Origin of the sequence: Termitidicoccus mucosus, from assembly GCF_038725785.1 — a bacterium.
GTDB classification, from domain to species: Bacteria; Verrucomicrobiota; Verrucomicrobiia; order Opitutales; family Opitutaceae; genus Termitidicoccus; species Termitidicoccus mucosus.
Genome location: NZ_CP109796.1, coordinates 4601945 through 4625325, shown reverse-complemented (window position 1 = coordinate 4625325; position 23381 = coordinate 4601945). Strand labels below are relative to the sequence as shown.

Here is a 23381-nt window from a genome sequence, read left to right as displayed (position 1 = left end):
CGGCAGGGATGCCGCCGGGCTGACCGGGCGGCGCGTTTTTTGGAAAATTTCCCTTTGTGCCTTTTGCTCCTTTTTGCGGTTATTCACCCCATGTTTTCGCAATCCGGAAAATCCGCCTCCGCCGACGCCGCGCGCCCGCCCGGCGTCACGGTTTTGTGCGGGTTTCTTGGCGCGGGGAAAACCACGATGCTCAATCACTTGCTAGCCCAGGCGGAGCCCGGGGCGGAGGGGCGCTGGGCGGCGATCGTGAACGACGTGGCCTCGGTCAACATCGACGCCGCGGTGGTGCGGGCGCGGGCCGGCGGCGCGGCGGTGCGCGAGATCGTCGAGCTGGGCAACGGCTGCGTGTGCTGCTCCAGCCGCGACGACCTTGCCGAGACGATCGCCGAGCTGGCGGCCGGCGGGCCGGCGGGAAGGATCGGCCACATTTTTGTGGAAACATCCGGCGTGGCGCTGCCGCGAGGCGTGGCGGAGTTGTTCACGCGAAAAAACCCGTTCGGGCGCAGCCTGTCGGATTTCGCGCGGCTGACGGCGCTGGTGAGCGTGGTGGACGCGCCGCATTTCCTGCGCGAATGGGAGACGAGCCACGCGGCGCCCGCCGTGGCCGCGGACGCGGCGCGGCCGGTGTTTGAATTGATGGTCGAGCAAGTGGAGTGCGCGGACGTGATCGTGTTGAACAAATGCGACCTCGTGGACGGCGGGGATGACCTGGCCCGGCTGGAGGAAATCGTGCGCGGGCTCAACCGCCGCGCCATGCTCACGCGCGCGGAACGCGGCCAGGTGCCGGTGGAATTACTGCTTGGCCGGCAGCGTTTTGACGCAAGCGCGACGCTGTCGGCCGCGAGCTGGATACGCGTGCTCAACAACCTCGACACGGGCGAAGGCGCGCCCGCCGGGGCGAAGCCGGTGGCGCGGCGCGCCGGGGCGGGCGGCGCGCGCCCGGAGGACTTCGGCATCACGAGCTTCGTCTATCGTGCGCGGCGTCCGTTTGCGGGGAAAAAATTCCGCGCGCTGCTCGCCGAGCCCGGCGCGCTGCCGGGGCTTTTGCGCGCGAAAGGCTTTTTCTGGATCGGCGAGCGGCCCGATGAAATGGGCTTCCTTTCGGTGGCGGGCGGAGCGACGCGATTCGATTTTCCCGGCTGGTGGTGGGCGGCGATGCAGGAGCGCGGCATTCCCGGGTGGGAGGAGCCGCCTGAAAATTTGCGAAAAATCTGGTTGTCACCCCACGGGGACAGAAGGCAGGAACTTGTGTTCATCGGCGTGTGTCTTGATGAATCATCCATCCGCGCCCGGCTCGACGCCTGTCTCGCATGACTCCTCCAGCTTCTCCAATTCCATCATAATGGCTTTCGGCAAACTAGTCTTTGCCGCGGTTTGTGGCTTTATTCTCTTGTCCGGCGCCGGACTGCGCGCGGATGTGCTGAAATTCAAGAACGGGGACCAGGTGCACGGCACCTTTATAAAGAAGGAGGGCGGGCAGATCTTTTTTCGCTCGGACCAGTTTGGCGACTTGAGCGTGCGCGAGGCCGATGCGACCGTCGAGCTGACCGCGCCGCTCGCGCCGCTCGTCACCGAGACCGAGGTCGCGATCGAGACCGAAAAACCCAAGGCGCCGGAAAAGAAAGCCGGGCCTGCGCCCTCTGCTGCGCCGCCGAAACCGGAGGGGACTGCGGTCGCGGCAGCCGCGAAAAAACCCGCCCCGCCCAAAACGGGCGCGCCAGGCGCGACTCCCCCGGCGCAATCCGCCGAGGCGGAATCGAAGACGCTCATCGCCACCACCGTGCGCCTGGGCAAGGGCTTCATCAAATGGTGGGGCGGCTGGCACGGGCGCATCGCGTTTTCGGCGAGCATCATCGACGACACGGCGAAACGGAGCCTCTACGCCATCGAGGCGCGTGTGAAGCGCACATGGAAGCGCGACGAGGTGCAGGTCGAGCCGCGGTATGAGTTCCGCCGGGACGACGACGTGACCGCCGTGGACATTTTCAAGGCCTACGGCTACTGGCGGCACACGTTTGGGGAAAACTGGTTCAGCGAATACCGTCCCAACTTCGAGCGCGACCGCAAGAGCTCGAAGGCGACCCAGCTCCAGCAGCAGTTTGGCTTGGGCCGGCACATCCTGAAATCCAAGCAATACCGGCTCCACGCCGGCGTGGCCGAGAATATTTTCAGCACCTGGCCGATGGATCGCGCGAAGGAGGACACCGAATACTCGGTGGAATCGCTGTTCGGCGAGGCGAGCCTGCAACTGCCCTGGCGCATCACGGTCACCGAGCGCGGCGCCTGGTATTTCACCGTGGACGACTCCTACTCAACCGGCTGGCAGAACGAGTTTGAGCTGACGAAAAAACTCAGCGACGCGCTGAGCTTCAGTTTTCGCTACGAGGTGCGTTTCAACAATCCCGATCCGCGCGTGACCGACTACGAGCGCGCGCGGTTCCTGCTCGGGTTCAATTTCTAGCCGGGGCACTTTATAGTGTTCCATTTAACATTGGCCCGGCGGGGGCGCCCCGCCCGCCCGAAATATAAATTCCGTTCGGAAATGGCGTCATTGGCGAACCGGATTTATCACGCGCCAAAGCCGCCGGCTCAGGACTCGTAGGCCAGCACGTAGAGCGCGCCTTTTTCACTGCCGATGGCGAGCTTCGCATCGTCGGCCGACCAGGCGAGTTTGGTCGCGGGTGAAGGCATGCGGACGACCGCGAGGCGGCGCGGCTTCCCGTCCGCGATGTCCCAAAGCATGATGACTCCGTCCGCCGAGGCGGAGGCGAGCAGGCTCCTGCGGTGCTGGAAGGCGAGCGCGCACAGCGGCGCCTCGTGCGAAAGCTGGAGCGGTTCGCGTCCCTCGGGGCCCGCGCCGGAGCAATCCCACACGCACACGTCGCGCCCGCCGCCGGTGGCGAGCCAGCGCGCGGCGGGGTCGAAGGCGAGGCATTTCACCTTGCCCTCGTAGCCGCTCATGTGGAGTTCGAGCCCGCTCTCGGGAATCCAGAGATGCACGCTCGGGTCCTGGTTGCCCGAGACGAGCCAGCGGTCGTCGGGCGACCAGACGAGCGCATGGATGCCGTTGGAGTAGGGAAATTCTTTCTGGACGATGAAGTCGTCCGCGTCGCGGAGCTGCACGCCGCCGAAATACGCCGCGGCCAGGCAGCCGCCGGCGGGCTGCCAGGCGAGGGCGGAGATGGTTTTCGGCGCGCGCGGACAGCGGTGGCGCACGGAGGCGTCGGGATTGAGAAACACGAGGTCGCGCCCGCACGCGGCGGCGAGGAGCGCGGCGGCGCCGGCGGTTTCTTTTTTCGGGGCGGGGCGCCAGGCGAGATGCTCGACCCAGCCCGCGCCGAGCGCGGCGCTGGCGGTATGCTGGCCGGTGAGAGTGTCCCAGAATTTCACGCAGCCATCCTGCCCGCCGGTGGCGAGCGAAACGGCGGGCGCGCCCGCCGGGACCGGCTGCCAGGCGAGGCAGTTCGCGCCATCCTCATGGCCGGGAAGCCTGTGGAGTTGATCGCCGGAAGTCTTTTCAAAGACGCCGGTCGCGCCCGATGCGGACGTGGCGGCGAGGCGGGTGTCGTCGGGCGACCAGGCAAGGTCGATCACATAATCGTCGAGCACGGCGGCCCAGTTTTTGGTCAGGTTCATGGCGGCGGATGAAGCCATCACAAAAAGAGTTTAAGCTTAAGTTGGAAGTTTAAGTTTGGCCGCGCCGCGCGGGGTGCGGCGCGCTTCAACTTTCAACTTCAACTCCGGCGGCGTCTCAGGCGGCGTTGCCGTGTTCGGAGATTTTGCGCGTCTCGCGGTCGATCTCGGCGGCGCGGATGAGGCCGTGGGCACTGGATTTCCCGAGCAGCCGCACGCAGGCGCGGTCCATCAGGATGTAGATGATCGGAATCACAAACAGCGCCATCACGGTCGCGATCGTCAGCCCACCGACGATCACGATGCCCATGGGGTTGCGCGTCTCGGCGCCGGCGCCGCTCGCAAAGGCGATGGGCACGGCGCCGAGCACGGTCGCGATCGAGGTCATCAGGATGGGCCGGAATCGCAGCGTGGCGCTTTGGAAGGCCGCGGTGAAGACGTCCTTGCCCTCGACCTGGAGCTGGTTGGCAAACTCCACGATGAGGATGCCGTTCTTGGTCACGAGGCCGATGAGCATGATGAGGCCGAAGCGCGAGAAGAGGTTGTCGGTCATCGCCGTGCCGGCCCAGAAGCGCGTGGACCAGAGCACCAGCAGGCCGCCGGCGATGGCCAGCAGGACGCCGCTGAAAATCGTCGTCGGGTGAATCCACGACTCGAACTGCGCCGCGAGTATCAGGAACGTGAATACGAGCGCGAGCCCGAAGAGCACGTAGGTGTCGCTGCCGCTCTCGATGAACTCGCGCGTCTCGCCGTCCCACGCGATGCTGTAGCCGGGGGGAAGCTCCTCGGCGGCGCGGGCGCTGAGGAACTCCACCGCGTCGCCCAGCGTGCGGCCCTCGATCATTTGCGCGGACACCGTGACGGACCGCATGCGGTCGAAGTGGCGGTAGCTTTCGGAAACCGCGTTCTCGGTCCAGCTGACGAGGTTGCTGAGCTGCACGAGATACCCGTCGGTCGAGCGCACGTAGAGGCGGGCGAGGTCGGAGGGCGTGGCCCGGTTGGCGTCCTCGACCTGCACCATCACGTAATACTGCTGGTTGCCGCGCTGGAACTCGGTCACGCGGCGGCTGCCGAGCAGCGATTCGAGCGTGGTCGCGACATCGCTGACGTTGACCCGCAGGTCGGCGGCCTTGGCGCGGTCGATGCGGACCTGGAGCTGCGGCTTGGTGGGCTGCGGGTCCACGCGCGGCTGCACAAACATGCCGCTCTCCTGCATGGTGCGCACGAAGCCGGCGCCCAGTTTTTGCAATTCGTCGAATTCATTTCCGAGCAGCACCATGCGCACGCCCGAGCCGCGCTGCCCGAAGGGGCGCACCGGGCTGGCGAAGGCCTGCCCGCCGGTCACTTCCGCCTGGAACTTGCGGCGCAACTCCGCGGTGATGGCCTGGGTTTTGCGGGTGCGCTCCTCCCAAGGCTTGAGGGTCGCGTAGATGAACGCCCGCCCGCCGTCGCCGGTCTGGTGATAGGTGCGGTCTATCTCCGGCACGGCGAGAATCATCTGCTCCACGTCGTAGGAGTAGCGTTTCAGGTATTCGGAGGTGGAGCCGATGGGGGGGATGAGGTTGGCGGTGAAGATCCCGCGGTCCTCGGAGGGCGTGAGTTCGCGCTGGAGCTGCGTGTAGAGCGAAAATCCGCAGGCGACAAACGCGGCGGAGAACAGCAGCACGAGCCACTTTCCCTTGATGGCGACGCGCAGCACGCGCTCGTAGCGGGAGTTGAGCCATTCGAAGAAGGGCTCGGTTTTATCATACAGCCAGTTGTGCTTCTGCTTCCCGTCCACCACGCGGACCTTCAGCAGGCGCGAGCACAGCATGGGCGTGAGCGTGAGCGCGACGAATCCGGACACCAGCACCGCCGTCGCCAGCGTGATGCCGAATTCATAGAAGAGCCGCCCGGTCTGCCCCGACTGGAAGGCCACGGGGACAAACACCGCCGCGAGCGTGAGCGTGGTGGCGATGACGGCGAAGGCCACCTGCCGGGTGCCGAAAATCGCGGCGTGAATCGCCTTTTCCCCCTCCTCGATGCGGCGGTAGATGTTTTCCAGCACGACGATGGCGTCGTCCACCACGAGGCCGACGGCGAGCACGAGCGCGAGCAGGGTGAGGATGTTGATGGAGAATCCGAGCACGGCCATGACCGCAAACGTGCCGATCAGCGAGACGGGGATGGCGACCAGCGGCACCAGCGTCGCGCGCCAGTCGCGCAGGAAAAGAAAGATGATGAGGATGACGAGCACGGCCGCCTCCATGAGCGTGGAATACACCTCCTTCACCGAGCGTTCCACGAAGGTGGAGCTGTCGAAGGCGACATTCACGTTCACGCCATCCGGCATGTCGTCCTGGATGAACGGGATGGACGCCTTCACGCCGTTGGCGACATCGAGCAGGTTGGCGTTGGACTGGCGCACCACCGACACGCTGACCGTGGGCATGCCCTTGTAATAGGTCTCGCTGCGATAGTTCTCGGAGCCGAGTTCCACGCGGCCCACGTCGGCGAATTTCACCTGGTAGTTGCCCTGGGTGAGCAGCACGAGGTTTTCGAACTCGCTGACCTCCGCCATGCGGCCTTCGATGCGCACGGGGAACTCGCGCGACGAGGATTCGATGCGCCCGCCGGGGATTTCGACATTCTGGCGGCGCAGAGCGTTTTCCACGTCGGCGACCGTGAGCCCGTAGGCGGCGAGGCGGTCGCTGTCGATCCACAGGCGCATCGCGAAACGCGGCCCGCGCACGGTCACCGAGCCGACGCCGGGAATGGTCTGGATGCGCTGGATGGCGGTGCGCTCGACCATCTCGACCAGTTCCAGCCGCGAGTAGCGGTCCGAGTTGAAGGACAGGCTGATCACGGGGGAGGCGTCCGGGTCGGCTTTCTCGATGCGCGGCTCGTCGATGTCGATGGGCAGGTTGCCGCGCGCCCGGCTCACGCGGTCGCGCACATCGTTGGCCGCCTCGTCGATGTTGCGGTTCATGGTGAACTCGATGGTGATGCGCGAGTTTTCCTCCTGGGAATTGGACTGGATGTTGCGGATGCCGTCGATGGAGGCCAGTTCCTTCTCCAGCGGCTCGGTGATCCTGGTCTCGACCACCTCGGCGGAGGCGCCGCGATACGTGGTGCGGACCGAGACCACCGCCGTTTCCGTGTTGGGATACTCGCGCACCGGCAGCCGCTTGAAGCTCAGCGCCCCGATGAGCACGATCAAGATCGACGCGACCAGGCCGACCACCGGGCGCTTGATGGACGTGTCCGAGAGAATCATTGCGCGTCGCCTCCGATGGAAAACTCCTTCCGCAGGGGGCGCGGGTCCAGCTTGCCGTCCTGATAAAGAATCAACGCGCCCACGCCGGATGCGACCACCGACATGCCCGCCGTCACGCCCTCTTTGAGCGGCGTGATCTCCACCAGCCCCCGGGTCCGCATGCCCAGCCCGACCGGCACGAAGTCGGCGAGCTTGTCGCCGTCGCGCTCGCGCACCACGACGATCTGCGAACCGGCGCCCGCCGTGACGAGCACCGCGCCCTCCGGCACCGCAAGCACGCCCTTGCGCGTGGCCAGCTCAAGCTCGACATTCACGAACATGCCCGGACGGAACCAGACCGGCGCGTCGTCCACATAACCCTTCACCTGCACCGAACGCGTGGCGCGGTCGATGATCACCGAGGCGAAATAGACTTCGCCATTCGCCGAGTCCTCGCCGTCCGGCGTGCGCGCCCGCACGTGAAAATGCGTGCCATGCCGCACGCGCAGGCTGTAGCGCTCGGGCACCTGAAACTCGATTTTCAACCGGCTCAGGTCGTCGATCGTGGTGATCGGCGTGGCGGTGACCGACGCGGTCACGTAGTCGCCGGGCGAGACGGTGCGCGCGCCCGCGATGCCGTCGAAGGGCGCCTTGATTTCCATTTTGTCGAGGCGCACGCGGAGCAGCTGGAGCTCGGCCTTGGCGGCGTTGTAGTCGGAGCGGGTCTGGTCGGCGTCGGCCTGCGAGATGAATTGCTGCGTGATGAGGTCCTCGGTGCGGCGGAGGTTTTGCGTGGCGAGCTCGAAGCGCGCCTCGGCCTGCGCGAGCTGGGCGCGGAGCTCGGAGTCGTCGATGCGCAGGAGAATCTGCCCCTTTTTCACCGGCTGGCCCTCGTCGAACAAAACCTCGCGCACCTGTCCGGCGATTTCGGCGCGGATCTGCGCGGTTTCATTGGGCGCAAGCGAGCCGACGAGTTGGAGCGTCTCGACGAGGTCGCGTTTTTCGATGGCCACGACCTCGACGGGCTGCGCGCGCGCGCCGGGGGCGGCGCCGTCGCCCGGGTTTTTGGCGGATTTTTTTCCGCAGCCGACGGATGAGAACAAAACAAGCGCCCCGATGCTGGCGGCAAGGGCGGACTTGGAGAGGCGAGGCAGGATCATTGGGAGAATATCTGGGACGAAAATAGAACCGGCTCGCAACCGACGGGCGGCGGAGCCGGGGAAAGAAAGGACGGGGCGCCCGGGCAAAAGTTGCGCCGCTCGTGCAAACCGATAAATTCACCGCAGAGACGCAAAGGGCGCAAAGGAGGAAAATTATAAATAATTCTTCGCGCGCTTTGTGTCTTTGCGGTGAATAAAAACCGAACAGGTGCAGCGAACAAAAATTAACAAGGAGGAACCGGCGCGGGTTTCGGCCGCCGGTCAAGATTTTTTCTTCTTTTCCTTTTTCTTCGGCGGGGGCGGCGGCGGCGATGACTCGCCTTTTTCGATTTTGAGCAGCTCGACCTCGAAGACGAGCGTGGCGCGACGCGGGATTTTCGGCGGGTCGCCGCGGGTGCCGTAGGCCAGTTCAAACGGGATGATGAAGCGGCGTTTCTCGCCGATTTTCATGAGTTGCAATCCTTCCTCCCATCCCTCGATGACATTGCCGCGGCCGAGCCGGAAGGTGAACGCGCGCTCCGGCTCGGTGGCCTGGTCGAAGATCGTGCCGTCAAGCAGCATGCCCTTGTAGAGCACGCTCACGCGGTCGCCGGGCCTGGGCGAGTCGCCGGAGCCTTCCGCGAGCACTTCGGTGCGCAGGCTTGTGCCGGTGGCCTTGGCGTTGGGCCAGGTTTTTTCCACGTAGGCCAAGTCCTCGGGCGACAGTTTTTCGCGCTGGGCTTGCAAGGAGAGGGGCAGGACAAATGCGGCGAGCAGGAGCGTTAGTTGGAGCGGAAAAAGACGCATGACACCGGATGATTGTCCACGCCGCCGCCATCATGCAATCACACTTTTGGCGGGGCGCCGCCCCGAAAGAACGGGAACGATGGCGCGAAACTCACGCCGCGCCGAGCTCGCGCCACACGCCTTCGACCAGCGCCGGATCGACGCCCGGCTGCGTGGCCGATTCGCCCGGCGACTTGAGCACGACAAAACGCAGCGTGCCCGCGCGCACTTTCTTGTCGCGCGCCATCGCCGCCATCAACGACTCCAGCGGCAGCGCCTCGCGCAGCCTCGCCGGCAGCGCGTGCGCGGCCAGCACGCGCTCCACGCGCGCGATTTCATCCCCGCCCACCGGCAGCCCGAGCCGCGCCGACAGGCGCGCCGCCGCCGCCAGCCCGATGGCCACCGCCTCGCCGTGCAGGTATTCGCCGTAGCCCGCCACCTGCTCGATGGCGTGGCCGAACGTGTGCCCGAGGTTGAGCAGCGCGCGCCCGCCTTCCTTCGCCAGCTCGCGCTCGTCGGACTCGACCACGGCGGCCTTGATTTCGCAGCAGCGCCGCACCACCGCCGCCAGCGCGGGGCTCGCCACCGTGAGCGGCTCGCGCTCCAGTTGCGCAAACAGCGCCGCGTCGCCGAGCAACCCGTATTTGATGACCTCGGCCATGCCCGCCGCGAACTCGCGCGGCGGCAGCGTGGCGAGCAGGCCGGTCGCGATGAAGACCGCGCGCGGCTGGTGAAACGCGCCCGCAAGGTTCTTGCCCGCCTTCAGGTTCACCCCGGTTTTCCCGCCCACCGAGCTGTCCACCATCGCGAGCAGCGTCGTCGGCACCTGCCAGAAATCGATGCCCCGCAGCCATGCCGCCGCCGCGAAACCGCCCAGGTCGCCGATCACGCCGCCGCCCGCGGCCACGAGCACGCCCGCGCGGTCGAGCCGGTTTTCCGCCAGAAAATCCATCACGCGCTCCAGCTCCGCGAACGACTTCACCGATTCGCCCGCCCCGGTGACCAGCATCGGCGCGCCGCCGAACATCGCCTTGAGCGCGGCGGCTTGCCGCGCGGCCACGTTGCGATCCGTGAGCACGGCCACCCGCCGGCCCTCGCGCTCCAGTTGCGCGACCGCCGCGCGCACCTCGGCGGTCAAATCCGCGCCGAAATGGATCGGATAACTGCGCTCGCCCAGCCTGACGGTCAATGTGTCGCTCATCCCCGCATCATAAGCGCCGCGCCGCGAAAGCGGTCAACCCAACGTTCTCGTTGCGCGGCCCGGCTCGCCTCTTGTGATATTGAGCCTTTATCTCAATTTTCAATTTGACCATCCCTTTTCCCGAACAACGCTTTGGGGTCATTCTCTATCTCTCATCACCTCGCGCGCCGTGAAAAAATTCTTCCGCTCCGCCCTTTTCTGGACCCATCTCGCAGCCGGCATCATCGCCGGGGTCGTCATTGCCATCATGTCGTTCACCGGCGCGGCGCTCGCGTTTGAAAAGGAGCTCATTGCCTGGGCCGAGCGCGACATCCGCCGCGTCGCGCCGCCCTCGCCCGACGCCGCCCCCCTGCCCTTCGACGAACTCGCCCGCCGCGCCCGCGAGGCGAAACCCGACTTCAGCCCCGCGAGCATCGCCATCGACGCCGACCCGTCCGCCCCCCTCACGCTCGCCGCCGCCGGCCGCGGCGCGCCGGTGTATTATCAAAACCAATACACCGGCGAGCTGATCCCGCGCGGCGCGCCGGGGATGCGCGCCTTCATGGGCGCGATGTTCGCCTGGCACCGCTGGCTCGGCCTCGAGGGCGACCAGCGCGCCGCCGGCAAGGCCGTCACCGGCGCGTGCAACCTCGCCTTTGCCTTCCTCGCCGTCAGCGGACTCTACCTCTGGTGGCCGCGCAACTGGACCTGGAAGGGACTGCGCCCCTCGACCATCATCCTCGCCAACCTGCGCGGACGCGCCCGCGACTGGAACTGGCACAACGCCATCGGCTTCTGGACCGCGCCCGTCCTGATCGTCCTGACGCTCACCGCCGTGCCCATCTCCTACGCGTGGGGCAACAGGCTCGTCTATACGCTCTTCGGCGAGGAGGCGCCGACGCGGCCCGGCCCGCCGCCCGCCCCCGAGAAACCGCCGCTGGCCGTCACTCCGCCCGCCCCCGGCGCGAGGCCGCTCGATGCCGACGCCCTCGTGGCCCGCGCCCAGGGCCAGCTCGATGGCTGGGAACAAATCACCCTCCGCCTCCCGTCCGGAACCCAGGCGCGGCGCGGCGGCGCCGGCCAGCCTGCCGCCGGAAACCCGGCTGGCGAATCCCGCGCCCAAGCCCGTCCGCCCCGCGAACGCCCCGACGCCAACACCGCCGGGGCCGCGCCGCAGCCGGTCACGCTCACCGTGCGCGAAGCCTCGCGCTGGCCGCGCACCGCGACCGTGCAGGCGCATTTCGATCCCTACACCGGCGATCTGCTGCGCCGCGACGAATTCGGCGACAACACGCCCGCGCGCCGCTTCCGCATCTGGACGCGTTTCCTGCACACCGGCGAGGCGCTCGGCTGGCCCGGCCAGTTGGTCGCCGGGCTCGCCAGCCTCGTGTCGCTCGTCCTTTGCTACACCGGCTTCGCCCTCACCTGGCGGCGTTTCTTCTGCAAAAAGAAAGCCCCGCCCCCGCCGGTCGCGAAGACGCAACGACCGGAGACGGCCAAAGCCGCCGGATAAACCGCTGGAAAAAACGGCCTCCCGGCGCGCAATGAGATAGACTTCTTCGGAGAATCATCAGGATTGGGAAGCGCACGTGTCTCGTGAGCGCCCATTTTCAACCCATCGAAGCGACCGCCCGGACCGGCCGGCGGCGGCGGTTTCGGACGCCGGCATAGTGACGGCGCCGCGCCCGCCAGACGGGTTTGCCGTATGCTTTGGCGAACACAAAAGCCACGGCCCCCACGCGTTTTCCGTGCCCGCTCCGTTGCTTGCGGGGGCCGCGCTGGAACGGATTTTCCCCGATGCCCGCCCGGCGGCATCCGCGCCGGCGCGCGCGGACGGGGATTTCGCGCTCTTCTCGCACGGCGACGGCGACGACCTGATCGGCTGCGCGCGCGTGCCCGCCGGGCGCGATCTCGCGGATGCCGCACATCGCATTTACCGCCGGTTGTTCGGGCACGCGGCCGGGCTGCATCTTCACCGGATCTGGAACTACGTGCCGCGCATCAACGAACCGTCCCCCGGCAATGGTGAGGAAAACTACCGCGAGTTTTGCCGCGGGCGCTCGCTCGCGTTCGAGCAGGCGTTTGGCCGTGATTTCGCGCGCGCGCTGCCCGCCGCGTCGGCCGTCGGCTGTGAAGGCGCGGAACTCGCGCTGGTCTTCGTCGCCGGGAAGACCGCGCCCCGGCACGTGGAAAACCCCGCGCAGATTCCCGCCTACGAATATCCGGCGGATTACGGCCCGCGCGCGCCCGGCTTCGCCCGGGCGACCATCGTTCCGGACGGCGCCGGCGGCGCTGGCGAAGCGCGTTGCGTGTTCATCTCCGGCACGGCGGCCATCAAGGGCCATGCCACGGTCGCACCCGGGCGGCTGGTGCGGCAAATCGAATGCACGCTGGACAACCTGCGCCTCATCTCGCGGGCCTGCGGCGCCGGCGATGATCTCGGGGCCGGCGGCGCGCCCGGCCGGTGGCGGCGGCATTTCAAAATCTACCTGCGCCGCGCCGCCGACCTGGAGGAGGCGCGGCTGGCGTTGCACGGCACGCTCTTGCGCGCCGACGATGTGGTGACATGGCTGCGCGCCGACATCTGCCGCGCGGCCCTGGGCATCGAAATCGAGGCCACGCTCATCAGGGCGCGTCCGGCGGCGAAACGGCGCAAAGGCTTCGCATAAATGTCGTTCCCCGGGCAAAATTAACCACCGCGTTACCGAATGCCGGTTGCGCGGGGCGGCCTCCGTGGATAAGGTGCACATGTGAAACCACGGCGCATCAATCCAGCGCGTCAAGCGGCTTTCCGCGCCCTTCTTGACGACCCCCATCCGCCGATCCGGCAGGCGCTGCTCGGCCATTTCCAGCAACTCGGCCACCCCGCCGCCGAGTTTCTCCAGCGCCTCGCGACGGGTTCCAACCGCATCCTCGCCATCCATGCGCGCTGGTTCCTGGGCCGGCTCAAGTTCAGCGATCCCGTCTCGGAATTTCGCAACTTCATCCGCTCGCTCAACTATGAGCTGGAAACCGGTGTGTTTCTCCTCACCCGCACCGTGTCGCACGACCTCGACGTGGCCGCGTGCTGCCAGATCCTCGATGCCATCGCCGCGCGCTGCCGCGCGCTTTTCGACGAGCCCATGAGCCTGCGGGAGAAATGCCGCGTGATCAACCGGGTGCTGTTTCACGAATGCGGATTCCACGGCAACATCGGGCACTACAACGACCCGCTCAACAGCCTCCTCGACCACGTGCTCGCCCGTAAAAAAGGCATTCCCGTGAGCCTGTGCATCGTTTACCTGCTGGTCGCGCGCCGCCTCGACCTGCCGCTGGAGCCGGTGGCGCTGCCCGGGCATTTCGTGGTCGGCTGCCACGCCGGCGGCGCGCCGTTCTTCATCGACGCCTTCGAGCAGGGCACGCTGCGCAGCGCCGGGCAGATGTTCCTGCGCCTGCGCGCGAGTGATTTTTCCCCGCGCCCCGCCGACCTTGCCCCGACACCGGTGCGCGAGGTGCTCTGCCGCTGCTGCCGCAACCTGGCCAACCACTACGGCGAGGCCGGCGACGACGACCGCTCGCGCATGTTCGCGAGCTTCGTGGGCGAATTCGACGCGACCCACGCCCGCCACATGCGCCAGATGCGGCGGTGAGCAACGGGCGCCATGCCGAAGGCACGGCAGCGGGATTGAGTGGCATCAGAGAAGAAACGAAAAGGCTCTAATCTGTCGCGGGCCTCCCGCGGGTATGCACGCCCGCCTCCGATGGGATCAACGCAGCGGGCCGTGCCTGCGGGAGCCAGATGGGGCGGGCGGGGCGGCGTTTGCCCCGGAGGGCGCCTTTTCTTTTTCAGCGTCCTGCCCGTTCGCCGACGCGGGGGCGCCGCCGGTGCCGGAGAGCGCCCGGGCCAGGCTGGCCGGGCCATAGGCGAAGCGCCACTTCGGCTCCTCGAGCGTGCCGTCGAGGCGCAGCTCGAGCGCCGCGGAAAAGGGCGTGAGCAGGAAGCCGACGGTCGCGCCGATCACGTTGCGGCTCTCGCGGAAGGGATAGAGCTTGGCCCTCATGCGCATTTCCTTCGCGTCGAGGTAATACGAGCCGTTCATCGTCACGCGCGCCTGGGGGCCGGTGATGGTGATGTTCTTGTAGGCGATTTCGCGGCCCTTGATGTCGTAGCTGCTGGAGGCGTCGGTGAACTGGAGCGAGGTGAAACTGAAGACGCCCGCGTTGCGGAGCGCGGCGGAAAGGCCGCCGAGCAGGTTGACCTCGGCGAGGTCCGCGTCGGTGATCTCGGTCACGCCGGAGCCTTGGAAGGAAAGGAGGTCGTCGTAGTTTCCGCCGGCGGAGACACGGGCGTGCAGGCGGCCGCCGGCGACTTTTTTCTGGAACTTGCTCACGGTGGGCGCGGGTTTGCCTTCCTTCAGGGCGAGAAATTTCTCGAAGGTGCCGATGGCGAGGCCGAGGCGGGCGTTGTCGAGGTTGGCGTCGAAGCTGACAAAGTGTTTGCCGGGAGCGGTGTTCACCCGGGCGCGGCCGGAGAGGTTGCCTTCGGCGACAATGGCGGAGACATCGTCGAGGGCGATTTCATCGTCGCGCACGCGGGCGGCGAAGGACAGGTTGGCGAGCGGGAAATCGAGAAAGGCGCTGTCGCCGAGGGAACGGAGGGTGAAGTCGATTTTTTCGTGCGCGCCGCCGGGCGCGGCGGGCCCGTCGATTTGCCCGGTGATGTCGAGCGAGGGCGCGCTGGAAAACTTGAGCGGCGCGATGGCATCGACGACCGCCCGGCCAAAAATGGGCGCGACGTGCGCGGGATCGAGATCGCTTTTATAGGAGAAGGTCGCGCGGCGGAAGGCGTCCCGGGCGAGGTCGTAGTCGTAGGTGAACGCGCCGCGGGCGATCCCGGAGCCGAGCGTGAGGGTGCTCTCGATGGTGTCGCAAAAGCCGGGGCGGACGTAGATGAGGCCTCGCACATTGTCGAAGGGCACGCCCTTGAAGACAGGGCGGGCGGCGTTGACATGGAGATAAACGCGCGTGCGGGCGGCGTTGCGGAAGTTTCCCCGGACATCGACGCTGGCGCGGGGCGCGGGGCCGGGAAACTCGTAGTCGTCCCAAAACTCGGGCCACCAGTCGCCGAGCCACCCGGAGATGCCGGGCGGGCGGAGCGCGCCGGCGATGAGGAAGCGGTAATCGGCGGAGCGGGTGTCGATGACGACGGAGCCGCGCGCATGACTTTCGCCCTGGGTGAGCGCGGCGCGGGGGAAGCCGAGCACACCGTCCTCGTATTCAAATTCTCCATACGCGGAGTCCACGCGCACGCCGTCGGCGACGGCCGGGCCGCTGGTGAGGAAGCCCCGCGCGGAGGAGAATTTCCAGCCGCCGGCAAACGTGATTGCGGCGCCGACCGGGATGGGTGACTCGGGCCGGATGACGCCGGCCCAGCCGGGGCCGAGGAAGCTTTCGGCCAGCTCAATGAGCGGCGTACCGATGCGGGCATCGACGCGGAGCGTGGCGTCGCCGGCGCGCGCATCGGCGTCGAGGGCGAGCTCGAGCGGTTCGTCGAACAGGCGCGCGGCAAGGGCGACATCGAGACGCGGGCGGCAATGCGGGGACGCGCGAAGGATGATGTCGCGGACGGTGAGGCGCGGGGTGAAAAACGCGCCGATCGAAAGCGAGGCGCGTTCGGCGCGCAAATCCCAGAGTCCAGAGCCCAAGTCCCAAAAAGGCGGAGGATCGGCGGCGGGAGCAGATTTGGAAACCTGCGATACGGCATCGGTGGGAGGCTGATTCGCGGGCAGGAATGCCCGCGCTCCCAGTGGCGACTGTTTGGGATCTGCGCGCGCAGCGAGCTGGAGCGGGATGTCGAGATGGAGGTTGCGGACTTGAATGTCGCCAGGGATGTCGAGCGTTTCGAGATGGGCGCGGAGGTCGAGCTGGCGGGGCGAAGCGGGCTTGAGCGGAAACTGGAGGCGCGTGGAAACGGGCCCGAATGCGAGGGCGGGGAGCGGCCGGGCAGGATCCGGTTTGTAGCCGGCGAGGGATTGGACGCGGGCGAGGGCAGCCTGAAATTGCGGCGGAAGCTTGTCGGCGGTGACGGAAAGTCCGTCGATGGAAAACGTGGCGTCGATGTCGGCGATTTCCTCCCGGCTGGGGGTGAGGCTCAGATGGATGTGGGGCGAGTCGAGGATGGCAAGCCGCCCGGCGGCATCGGCAATGCGGCGGGCGGCCTCGAGGTAGCGGGAGACAATGTCGCGGACTTTTTCCCCGGGAGTCTTGCCGGCGACCTGCGGAAGCATGAGGCCGCCGCTGGCGGAAAAGGTGAGGTTCTCGACGCGGGCGGTGAGATGATCGAGGGAAAGGACGCGGCCCTGGAGGTCGATCGCGGCATCGATGTCATGGATGATCGCGTCGCCCGCGCCGGTGGGCGAAAGCATCGCGGGCAAATGCAGGCTCGCGCCACTGACGCGGATGGATTCCGGCGCGACGCGATGCAGGATGGCCGCGATGGGATTGATCCGGCATTGCAGCGCGTCGATGGTGAGGAGCGGGTCGTCGAAGGCGGCGGCCCGGACGCGGATGCCGCGCACGAGGACGTTTCCGCGCAGGTCGATGCGCGCGGAATCGAAGGCCGCGCTGAGACCGTGGGCGGCGAGCCGGGTCTGGAGTTCGCGCACGGCTTCCTCGGGCAACGCGATTTCCTCCATCGTGGCGAGGCGGATTTGGAGGATGAGCAGGAGCGTGAGGATGGCGCAGACAATCCAGGTGAGGAGCGTGCAGCAGCCATCGGCGCAGGTTTTGCAGACACGCCAGGCGAATGGGGACTTTTTATTCTTGGCCGCGGTCATTCGTCGTCGGTGGCGGGCGATCCGTTTTTCCAAGGATGGCGCGGCGGTGTTCCGTGGCACGGGCGTCCCGCCCGTGGGTTTGCGTAGCGCAGGCATCCTGCCTGCCGTCGAAAAAGAAGGCGCGCAGCGCCGCTGGCTCCTTTCTTCCAAGAACCAATAAATGCCGCGCTTCGCGCGATAAAATATTCGACGGCAGGCAGGATGCCTGCGCTACGAGTGCCGTGCCGCGAACGCGGGCGCGGGCCGGGCGGCGGGGACGCCGCCCCTCCGTGCAGGAGCCGACGTCATTGGGAGGAGTCATGGCTGCGGTCCGGCGCGAGCACGGAGTTAGGAAGCACGATGTCGGTGTGGGAAACAGGCGCGGCGGTGCCGGTGGCCGCGGACGGCGCGGGGATGGAGAGCGCGGGCGCGAGGGCCGGGACGCTCGCGGGGACAGGCGCGGCGCTTGGACTTGAGGTTTTCGCGTCGGGCGCGGGCAGACTGCCCGTGCCACTCGGGGCAGCCGCAGGCGGGCTGGCCGTGCCGCTGGCTTTGGGCTGTGCGCCGGTTTCGAGGGGGGCGGGTTCGCGCGGCGCATGGGTGATGGCGAAAAGCGCGTCGAGGAGCGGCTGCTCGGCGGCGAAGACGGCGTTGAACTCGGGCGAACCGGCCAGTTGCGTGGCGCCGCCGGAGCGGATGGCGAAGAAAAGCGTGCTGGTGGTGGTCTGTCCGTCGGCGGCGCCGACGAGCGAGAGCGTGGCGTCGAGACGATAGCGCCAGGGGCGCTCCTCGCCGGCGGTGAGCACGGTGGCGGTGAATTGCTCGGCGACAAAGGATTTCGCGCGGAGGGTGCGGAGTTGCGCGGCGAGGGCGTCGATGGCTTCGCGCAGGGGCGCGCCGGCGGGGGCCGGGAGCGCGGTTTCAAGGATGACCTGCTGGCCGGCGGGCGCCGCGAGGTCGGTGAGTTTGAGCGCGGTGATCTGCGCGCCGGCGGGGAGTTCGCGCAGGGTGCGCTCGCGGTAGTCGAGCGTGGAGAGGGAAATCTCCTCCAGGATGCGCGGGGGCACGCGGTAAACGTAGTTCTGGCTGGCGAGGCGGGCGTAGGTGAGGCGGTCGGTGCCGTCGCCGATCTGGAGGACGATGGGCGGCGGGGGCGCGGTGACGACGCCGGAGGGCGAGACGGGCGCGCCGAAGACCAGGGTGACTTCGCGGGCGGGGCGGTTGAAGCCGTAGTTTTCCTTCTCGGCGTCGGAGGGGGCGTCGTTGACGAAAGGCGACGCCGGCGGCTTCAGCTCCTCGACGCGAAGGCGCTCGAGGTCGCGGAGCAGGCGGGCGACGATTTCGCGGTCGGCGGGCAGGGTGTGGAGGCCGCTGCCGTTGGTCCGGCGGGCGATCTGCCACGCGGCGCCGAGGGCGCTGTCATTGGACTCGAGGCGCTGGAGCACGATTTCACCGGCGGCGCCGGCGCCGTCGATGGTGATGGTGGAGACGTTTTCCGGGGAAAAATCGAGGATGCGCGTCTCGCGGAGTTCGCGGGCGGCGTCGTCGAGCGTGGCCAGGAGGCGGTCGGGAATCGAAAGCGTGAGGAAGGTGGCGGCGCCGGGACCGCCGTCCTTTTCCATGCGGGCGTAATAATCGGTGGACGGCTCCTGGGCGCGCGGATTGGGCGCGGTCGGGGCGGGGTTGGTGGACGACACGGAGGCCGTCCCTCCGGCTCCTGGCGGGACGGTCGAGCCGATGAGGAGGGTTTCGCGGCGGTTGTTGCCTTCGAGGGTGACGCGCAGGCGCGGCGTGGCGAGCGCGGCGCGGGCTTCCTCGCCGGCGAAGGTCTTCACTTGCAGGCCGCCGAGTCCGCTGATGGCAAGCTCGGTGCCGATTTTGCTGGCGCGGGTCTGGATGGGGCTTTCGATGGCCCAGCGTTCGTTGTCGCGGCGGATGCGCACGCGCGCGCCGCTGCCGCCGGACTCGATGTTCAGCGCCCTGGCCTCGAAGACGGGAATGGTGAAGAGGCTGGCGGAGCGGAGGTCGTCGAGCTTGAGCGCGAGGGTTTCGGCCAGGGAGCGGTTGACCACAAAGATGCGCGCGCCGTCGGGCGAGAGGATGTAGAGGCGGTTGCCGACCTTGGTGGTGTCGCCGATTTTCAGGGTGACGGGCGCGGGGCCGGCGGAGGAAGTGAAGGAAAGGGTGAGCGAGGGTTTTTCGAGGCCGTAGTCGGCGAGGGTCTGTCCGCTGAGGGCGAGGTCCTGGACGGCGAAACTGGTCTCGGCGCGGAGGTATTCGAGTTCGGTGATGATGTTCTTGACCGCAAACTCGTTCGCGGGCCAGACCACGGGCGAGGCGAGCATCCACTGGTCGCCCCGGCGCTCGATGCGGGTGTCGATGGAGGCGTCGGCGGAGCGGATGGCGATGGTCTGGATGGAGGAGACTTCGACGCCGAGCACGCGGCTGGCGACGACGCTTTTGTCGTCGTGATGGCGGATGTAGAAGATGTAGTAAAAGAGCCCGACATTGAGCAGGAGAAGGGCGAGCGTGATTTTGGTGCGCATGGAGGGGGCGAAATTTTCGATTTTCGATTCTCGATTTTGGATTGGGGCGCTGCCGCGCCGGGCGGCGGTGGCGGGCGACGCGGGCGGGTGGTTTTGCTATTTTGGATTTTGAAATCTGGGATTTTTTTGGGATTTGGAATTTTTCACTTTCTGCGGGTCCAATAAACCAGCAGCCCGAGCAGCGCGGCGGCGCCGGGGACGGCGAACAGGAGCATGTAGCGGAGGTGGCGGAGGCGGTCGCGGCTGAGGGCGAGCTGGAAACGCTCGACCGGGCGGGCGGGGAGGTTGAGCAGGGGGTCGCGGTCCACGAGCCAGTTGAGCGTCGAGAACACGATGGCGGCGTTCGCGCCGGCGCGGAGGCGCCCGTTGGCCACGAAATCCGCGCCGCCAAACGCCACGATGCGGCCGACGGGCACGCTGAAGCGGAGGTCGTTGGCCTTGACACGCTCGGCGGCGGTGACGACGGCGAACGGCCCGGCGAGGTCGGAGGCGGGGTTGAACTCGTGCAGGCGGCGGCGATACTCGCGCTCGCCCCAGGCGGTGGCGCCGGTGGCGACGAGCGGCGTGACGGCGAGGCCGGGATCGGTGGCGCGGGCGGGATTGGGACGCGCGGCGCGGGTGGCGCCGAAGCGGAGCACGAGCTGGTTTTCGATAAGCAGCTGCGTGGCGGGATGCGGGGTGAGGTTGGAGAGGATGAGGTCGCCGTTGTCGGCGCGTCCGTCGGCGCCGCGATCGCGGACCAAGACGTTGTCGGCGAGGATGCCCCAGTCGTTGAGGAGTTCCTCGAGGCCGGTGGGATTGATGGCGGGCTGGAAAAACACGGCCATGCGGCCGGCGCGATTGGTCATGTAGTCGCGAAGCGTCTCCTGTTCGTAGGATTCGTAGCGGGTCTGCGCCCCGACGGACACGACCACGGCGGCGTCCTCGGGGATGGCGCGGGTGCGGGCGAGGTCGAGCATGTCGAGCGCGTAGTTGCGCTGGCGGAGGGCGTCGCGCAGTTCGGAGAGGCCGCGCACGGGATCGACGGCGTTCGGATCCATCTCGCCGTGGCCGGCGAGGAAGTAGATTTTTTTCTGGCCGGGGCTGGACACGTCGAGGATGGCGGCGGTGAACGCCTGCTCGCCGAGAAAGGCGATGCGCTGCTTGTCGCGGCGGCGGTAGAGGTCGGCGAGCGGCACTTCGCGGCGGCGTTCGCCATGTTCGCCGGAGAGGAAAAGCACGGTGTTGGCGGTGAGGTTGAGCTGCTCGGCCTCGCGGGGGCGCTGGTAAACATCGATGTAATCGACGCGGATGCGCCCGGCCGCAGCGGTGTCGGCGGCGTAGACGTATTCGCGCAGGAGGCCGCGCACATCGCGATAGATGGAGGCCTGGTCGGGATCATCCGCGTCCTCCTGCGAGAGCGTGACGATGATGCGCACGGGCTCGCCGAGGTGGGTGAGGTAGGACTTGGTCTCGGCGGAAAGCGAGTGGCGGCGGAGCTGGGTAAGGTCGAAACGCCACGCGTAATGGCTGGCGAGATAATTGAGGCCGACGAAAAAGGCCACGAACAGGACGGCCTGCAGAACGAGATTGGTGGTCCTGAGCCAGCGGGCCGCGCGAAAACTGTGGAAAGGAGACACGGGAGGAATTTACGATTTACGATTTGTGATTTACGATTTTGGGCGCTGCCGCGCCGGTGCCGGTGCCGGCGGGGTTTGTTGTTTTCGGTTGCATGTTCGTGCTACTTGTCACTTGGCACTTGTTACTTCTCACGAGTGCAACAGCTTCGCCTCCAGCCCGAGGATGCTGAGGATGAGGGCGAGCACCGAGCCGCTCAGGTAGAAGAGCACCTGGCGCGTATCCACAATCCCGCGACAAAAGTCGTCGAGGTGCTGGAAGACGCGCGCGCCGTGGGTGACGGTCTTGATCGGCTCGAAGGCCTCGCGTCCGAGCGCGTCGATGTCGGCCACGAAATCCATGCCGAAGATGAGCACGAACAGGAGCGCGAAGCCCGCGATGCCGGCGACGGCCTGGCTGCGCGAGAGCGAGCTGGTGAAGATGCCGATCGCGATGAAAAACAGGCCCGACACCGCGATGAAGATGTAGCCGCCGACGAGCGGGCCGGTGTCGAGGAGCTGCGCATCGCCGGCCGAGCGTTGCAGGATGTAGAAGAACGCCGCGGTCGAGCCCCAGAGCAGCATGTAGAGGAAGTAGGCCGCGCCGTATTTGCCGAGCACGACCTCGGTGGTGGTGACGGGCGCGGTGAGGAGCGTCTCGAGCGTGCCGTGGCGGCGTTCCTCCGAGATGCTTTTCATGGTCAGCAGCGGCACCATGAAGAGGACGGGGAGCCAGAAGAGCTGGAAAAACACGACCGCGGGCGAAATCTCCTGCGGCGCATGGCTGTATTCGTCGAGCAGGTTGGCGAACACAAACCCCATGACGGAGAGGAACAGCACGCTCGCGATGTAGGTGCCGGGGCTGACCAGCAGCATGCGGATTTCGTGGCTGAGGATGGTGAGGAAGTGGCGCATCAGTGTTTGAAAAATTCCAGATTTAAAATTCCTTCCGGGCGAAGCGGGAAGCCTGACAATCCCAAAAAAATCTCAAATCTCAAAAAACAAAGGGGCGCGGCGACGCGAACGGATGCGACGCCACTGGAAGCGAAGGCGACGGCACCGGCGGCAGGAGTGCGATTCAAAGCCGTGTCACCAAGGAGCGGCGGCGTCCCGCCGCCGGACGAGGCGAAGCCTCGCCCGTTTGAGATGGGATGTGCGAAAGCCTGCATGTGAACGGGCGCTCGCGTTGCTCGCGTCCGGCGGCGGGACGCCGCCGCTCCTGCGCAAGCGTCCCTCCTCCTCCTTTTCGATTCTGACATCACTTCGAATCGCACCCCGGCGGCAGTCCTTTGGGATTTTGGAATTTTTTCCATTGGGATTTTTTGAATTGTTTTTTTGGGATTTGAAAATTGATTTTTGGTTGCCGGCGCGGCGCTTTGCGGTATCACGGGTTTTTCCGGTAGTCGATGATCTCCCGGGTGCGTTTCGTCGCGGCGAGGAAGACATCCTCGAGCGTCGGATGTTCGCGGGTGACGCCGCGCACGCGGAAACGTTTGTCGGCGGCGAGGGTTTTGAGGAGTTTTTCGCTGATGGAATCCTCGCGGCGCGTGACGAGTTGCAGGGTCTGGAAGCCGTCGGCGTCGGGCGCGGTGCGCTCGTCGATTTTCAGCGTGGGGTCGATGCTTTCGAGGATCGGGGGGAGGAGTTCGGGGTCGCCGAGGATTTCGAGCTTGTAGAGGGAATGGCCGAAGATGTCGCGGCGCAGTTCGCCGGGCGTGCCGGCGGCGACGACGCGGCCGCGGTTGATGATGAGCACGCGGTCGCAGGTGACCTCGATCTCGGGCAGGATGTGCGAGGAGATGATGACCGTCATGCGTCCGCGCAGGCTGGCGATGAGGTCGCGGACGAGCTGGATCTGGTGCGGGTCGAGGCCGATGGTGGGCTCGTCCATGATGATGACGGGCGGCTCGGCGAGAATGGCCTCGGCGATGCCGACGCGCTGGCGAAAGCCCTTGGAGAGCTTGCCGATGATGCGGTGGCGCTCGCGCCCGAGGTCGCAGAGTTCCAGGACCTCGGCGATGCGCGCGGCGAGCTTGCGGCGGGGCAGCTCCTTCAGGCGGCCGCGGTAGTGCAGGTATTCGGTCACGCGCATGTCCTCGGGGAGCGGGTTGTTTTCCGCCATGTAGCCGATGAGGCGCTTGACCGCGCTGGGCTGCGAGGCGACGGGCACGCCGCACACGCGCGCCTCGCCGGAGGTGGCCGAGAGGAAGCCGGTGAGGATGCGCATGGTGGTGGATTTGCCGGCGCCGTTGGGCCCGAGGAAGCCGAGGATTTCGCCGCGCTGCACGGTGAAGCTCACGTTGTTGACCGCCGTGAAGCCCGCGTAGGACTTGACGAGGTTACGGACTTCGATGGCGGGCGTGGAATCGTGATCGGACATGGAAACGAGAGGCGTTCCAGTTCACGCGATTGCCACGGGCAGGCAATGCCAGACTTGGAAGGCCGCGGGGACGTTGGAACAGCGCCGGCGGGG

The 23381-nt window shown here is 67.0% G+C and carries 16 protein-coding genes; 6 read left to right on the top strand and 10 right to left on the bottom strand.

The genetic code is table 11. The features are described from left to right. Nucleotides 1-90: 90 nt before the first annotated feature. Nucleotides 91-1314 (top strand): GTP-binding protein, encoded by a 1224-nt coding sequence (locus OH491_RS16105; protein WP_145928811.1) that lies wholly within the window; start codon nucleotides 91-93, stop codon nucleotides 1312-1314. Next, nucleotides 1271-2461, top strand: coding sequence for a DUF481 domain-containing protein (locus OH491_RS16100; RefSeq protein ID WP_084442214.1), 1191 nt, complete (start codon nucleotides 1271-1273; stop codon nucleotides 2459-2461). The genes OH491_RS16105 and OH491_RS16100 overlap by 44 nt, the downstream gene beginning before the upstream one ends. Nucleotides 2462-2589: 128 nt before the next feature. On the opposite strand, the gene OH491_RS16095 is transcribed toward OH491_RS16100, so the two are convergent. The 5 genes from OH491_RS16095 to aroB all read right to left on the bottom strand — a co-directional run bounded on the left by OH491_RS16095 (nucleotide 2590) and on the right by aroB (nucleotide 9994). Next, nucleotides 2590-3636 (bottom strand): WD40 repeat domain-containing protein, encoded by a 1047-nt coding sequence (locus OH491_RS16095; protein ID WP_342750586.1) that lies wholly within the window; start codon nucleotides 3634-3636, stop codon nucleotides 2590-2592. Between the two features lie 115 nt (nucleotides 3637-3751). Further along, nucleotides 3752-6889, bottom strand: a complete 3138-nt coding sequence (locus tag OH491_RS16090) for an efflux RND transporter permease subunit (protein WP_068770547.1) — start codon at nucleotides 6887-6889, stop codon at nucleotides 3752-3754. After that, nucleotides 6886-8028, bottom strand: coding sequence for an efflux RND transporter periplasmic adaptor subunit (locus OH491_RS16085; protein WP_068770548.1), 1143 nt, complete (start codon nucleotides 8026-8028; stop codon nucleotides 6886-6888). The genes OH491_RS16090 and OH491_RS16085 overlap by 4 nt, the downstream gene beginning before the upstream one ends. A gap of 261 nt (nucleotides 8029-8289) precedes the next feature. Then, nucleotides 8290-8814 (bottom strand): FKBP-type peptidyl-prolyl cis-trans isomerase, encoded by a 525-nt coding sequence (locus OH491_RS16080; protein WP_068770549.1) that lies wholly within the window; start codon nucleotides 8812-8814, stop codon nucleotides 8290-8292. A gap of 91 nt (nucleotides 8815-8905) precedes the next feature. Continuing rightward, nucleotides 8906-9994, bottom strand: coding sequence for a 3-dehydroquinate synthase (gene aroB / locus OH491_RS16075; protein ID WP_068770550.1), 1089 nt, complete (start codon nucleotides 9992-9994; stop codon nucleotides 8906-8908). A 169-nt stretch (nucleotides 9995-10163) separates the two neighbouring features. On the opposite strand from aroB, the gene OH491_RS16070 reads away from it, so the two are divergent. The 3 genes from OH491_RS16070 (at nucleotide 10164) to OH491_RS16060 (ending at nucleotide 13602) form a co-directional block, all read left to right on the top strand. Beyond that, nucleotides 10164-11486, top strand: a complete 1323-nt coding sequence (locus OH491_RS16070) for a PepSY-associated TM helix domain-containing protein (protein ID WP_342750585.1) — start codon at nucleotides 10164-10166, stop codon at nucleotides 11484-11486. 235 nt (nucleotides 11487-11721) lie between these two features. Next, on the top strand, nucleotides 11722-12642 hold the full coding sequence (locus OH491_RS16065; protein ID WP_145928812.1) for a hypothetical protein: 921 nt from the start codon (nucleotides 11722-11724) through the stop codon (nucleotides 12640-12642). Nucleotides 12643-12723: 81 nt separating this feature from the next. Continuing rightward, nucleotides 12724-13602, top strand: a complete 879-nt coding sequence (locus OH491_RS16060; protein WP_068770552.1) for a transglutaminase-like domain-containing protein — start codon at nucleotides 12724-12726, stop codon at nucleotides 13600-13602. Nucleotides 13603-13719: 117 nt separating this feature from the next. Here OH491_RS16060 and OH491_RS16055 read toward each other — a convergent pair whose 3' ends face one another. Then, nucleotides 13720-16788 (bottom strand): AsmA-like C-terminal region-containing protein, encoded by a 3069-nt coding sequence (locus OH491_RS16055; RefSeq protein ID WP_068770553.1) that lies wholly within the window; start codon nucleotides 16786-16788, stop codon nucleotides 13720-13722. Between OH491_RS16055 and OH491_RS16050 the strand changes: the two genes are divergently transcribed. Further along, nucleotides 16775-16948 (top strand): hypothetical protein, encoded by a 174-nt coding sequence (locus tag OH491_RS16050; protein WP_334319343.1) that lies wholly within the window; start codon nucleotides 16775-16777, stop codon nucleotides 16946-16948. The two genes, OH491_RS16055 and OH491_RS16050, sit on opposite strands and share 14 nt — an antisense overlap. A gap of 124 nt (nucleotides 16949-17072) precedes the next feature. Here the strand turns inward: OH491_RS16050 and OH491_RS16045 are convergent, their stop codons facing one another. From OH491_RS16045 to OH491_RS16030, 4 genes are all read right to left on the bottom strand, one after another. After that, complete coding sequence (locus OH491_RS16045) at nucleotides 17073-19313, bottom strand: DUF4340 domain-containing protein (protein WP_342750584.1); 2241 nt, start codon at nucleotides 19311-19313, stop codon at nucleotides 17073-17075. 143 nt (nucleotides 19314-19456) lie between these two features. After that, complete coding sequence (locus tag OH491_RS16040; protein ID WP_068770555.1) at nucleotides 19457-20932, bottom strand: GldG family protein; 1476 nt, start codon at nucleotides 20930-20932, stop codon at nucleotides 19457-19459. A 129-nt stretch (nucleotides 20933-21061) separates the two neighbouring features. Beyond that, a complete protein-coding gene (locus tag OH491_RS16035; protein ID WP_068770556.1) occupies nucleotides 21062-21823 on the bottom strand; it encodes an ABC transporter permease in 762 nt (253 codons plus the stop codon). Between the two features lie 469 nt (nucleotides 21824-22292). Continuing rightward, nucleotides 22293-23288, bottom strand: a complete 996-nt coding sequence (locus OH491_RS16030; protein ID WP_068770557.1) for an ABC transporter ATP-binding protein — start codon at nucleotides 23286-23288, stop codon at nucleotides 22293-22295. Nucleotides 23289-23381: the final 93 nt, after the last annotated feature.

Excerpts from the sequence above, each read along its gene's own strand:
- OH491_RS16105 (WP_145928811.1), top strand. The coding sequence starts at position 91 with ATGTTTTCGCAATCCGGAAAATCCGCCTCCGCCGACGCCGCGCGCCCG.
- OH491_RS16100 (WP_084442214.1), top strand. The coding sequence starts at position 1,271 with ATGAATCATCCATCCGCGCCCGGCTCGACGCCTGTCTCGCATGACTCC.
- OH491_RS16095 (WP_342750586.1), bottom strand. The coding sequence starts at position 3,636 with ATGAACCTGACCAAAAACTGGGCCGCCGTGCTCGACGATTATGTGATC.
- OH491_RS16090 (WP_068770547.1), bottom strand. The coding sequence starts at position 6,889 with ATGATTCTCTCGGACACGTCCATCAAGCGCCCGGTGGTCGGCCTGGTC.
- OH491_RS16085 (WP_068770548.1), bottom strand. The coding sequence starts at position 8,028 with ATGATCCTGCCTCGCCTCTCCAAGTCCGCCCTTGCCGCCAGCATCGGG.
- OH491_RS16080 (WP_068770549.1), bottom strand. The coding sequence starts at position 8,814 with ATGCGTCTTTTTCCGCTCCAACTAACGCTCCTGCTCGCCGCATTTGTC.
- aroB (WP_068770550.1), bottom strand. The coding sequence starts at position 9,994 with ATGAGCGACACATTGACCGTCAGGCTGGGCGAGCGCAGTTATCCGATC.
- OH491_RS16055 (WP_068770553.1), bottom strand. The coding sequence starts at position 16,788 with ATGACCGCGGCCAAGAATAAAAAGTCCCCATTCGCCTGGCGTGTCTGC.
- OH491_RS16045 (WP_342750584.1), bottom strand. The coding sequence starts at position 19,313 with ATGCGCACCAAAATCACGCTCGCCCTTCTCCTGCTCAATGTCGGGCTC.
- OH491_RS16035 (WP_068770556.1), bottom strand. The coding sequence starts at position 21,823 with ATGCGCCACTTCCTCACCATCCTCAGCCACGAAATCCGCATGCTGCTG.
- OH491_RS16030 (WP_068770557.1), bottom strand. The coding sequence starts at position 23,288 with ATGTCCGATCACGATTCCACGCCCGCCATCGAAGTCCGTAACCTCGTC.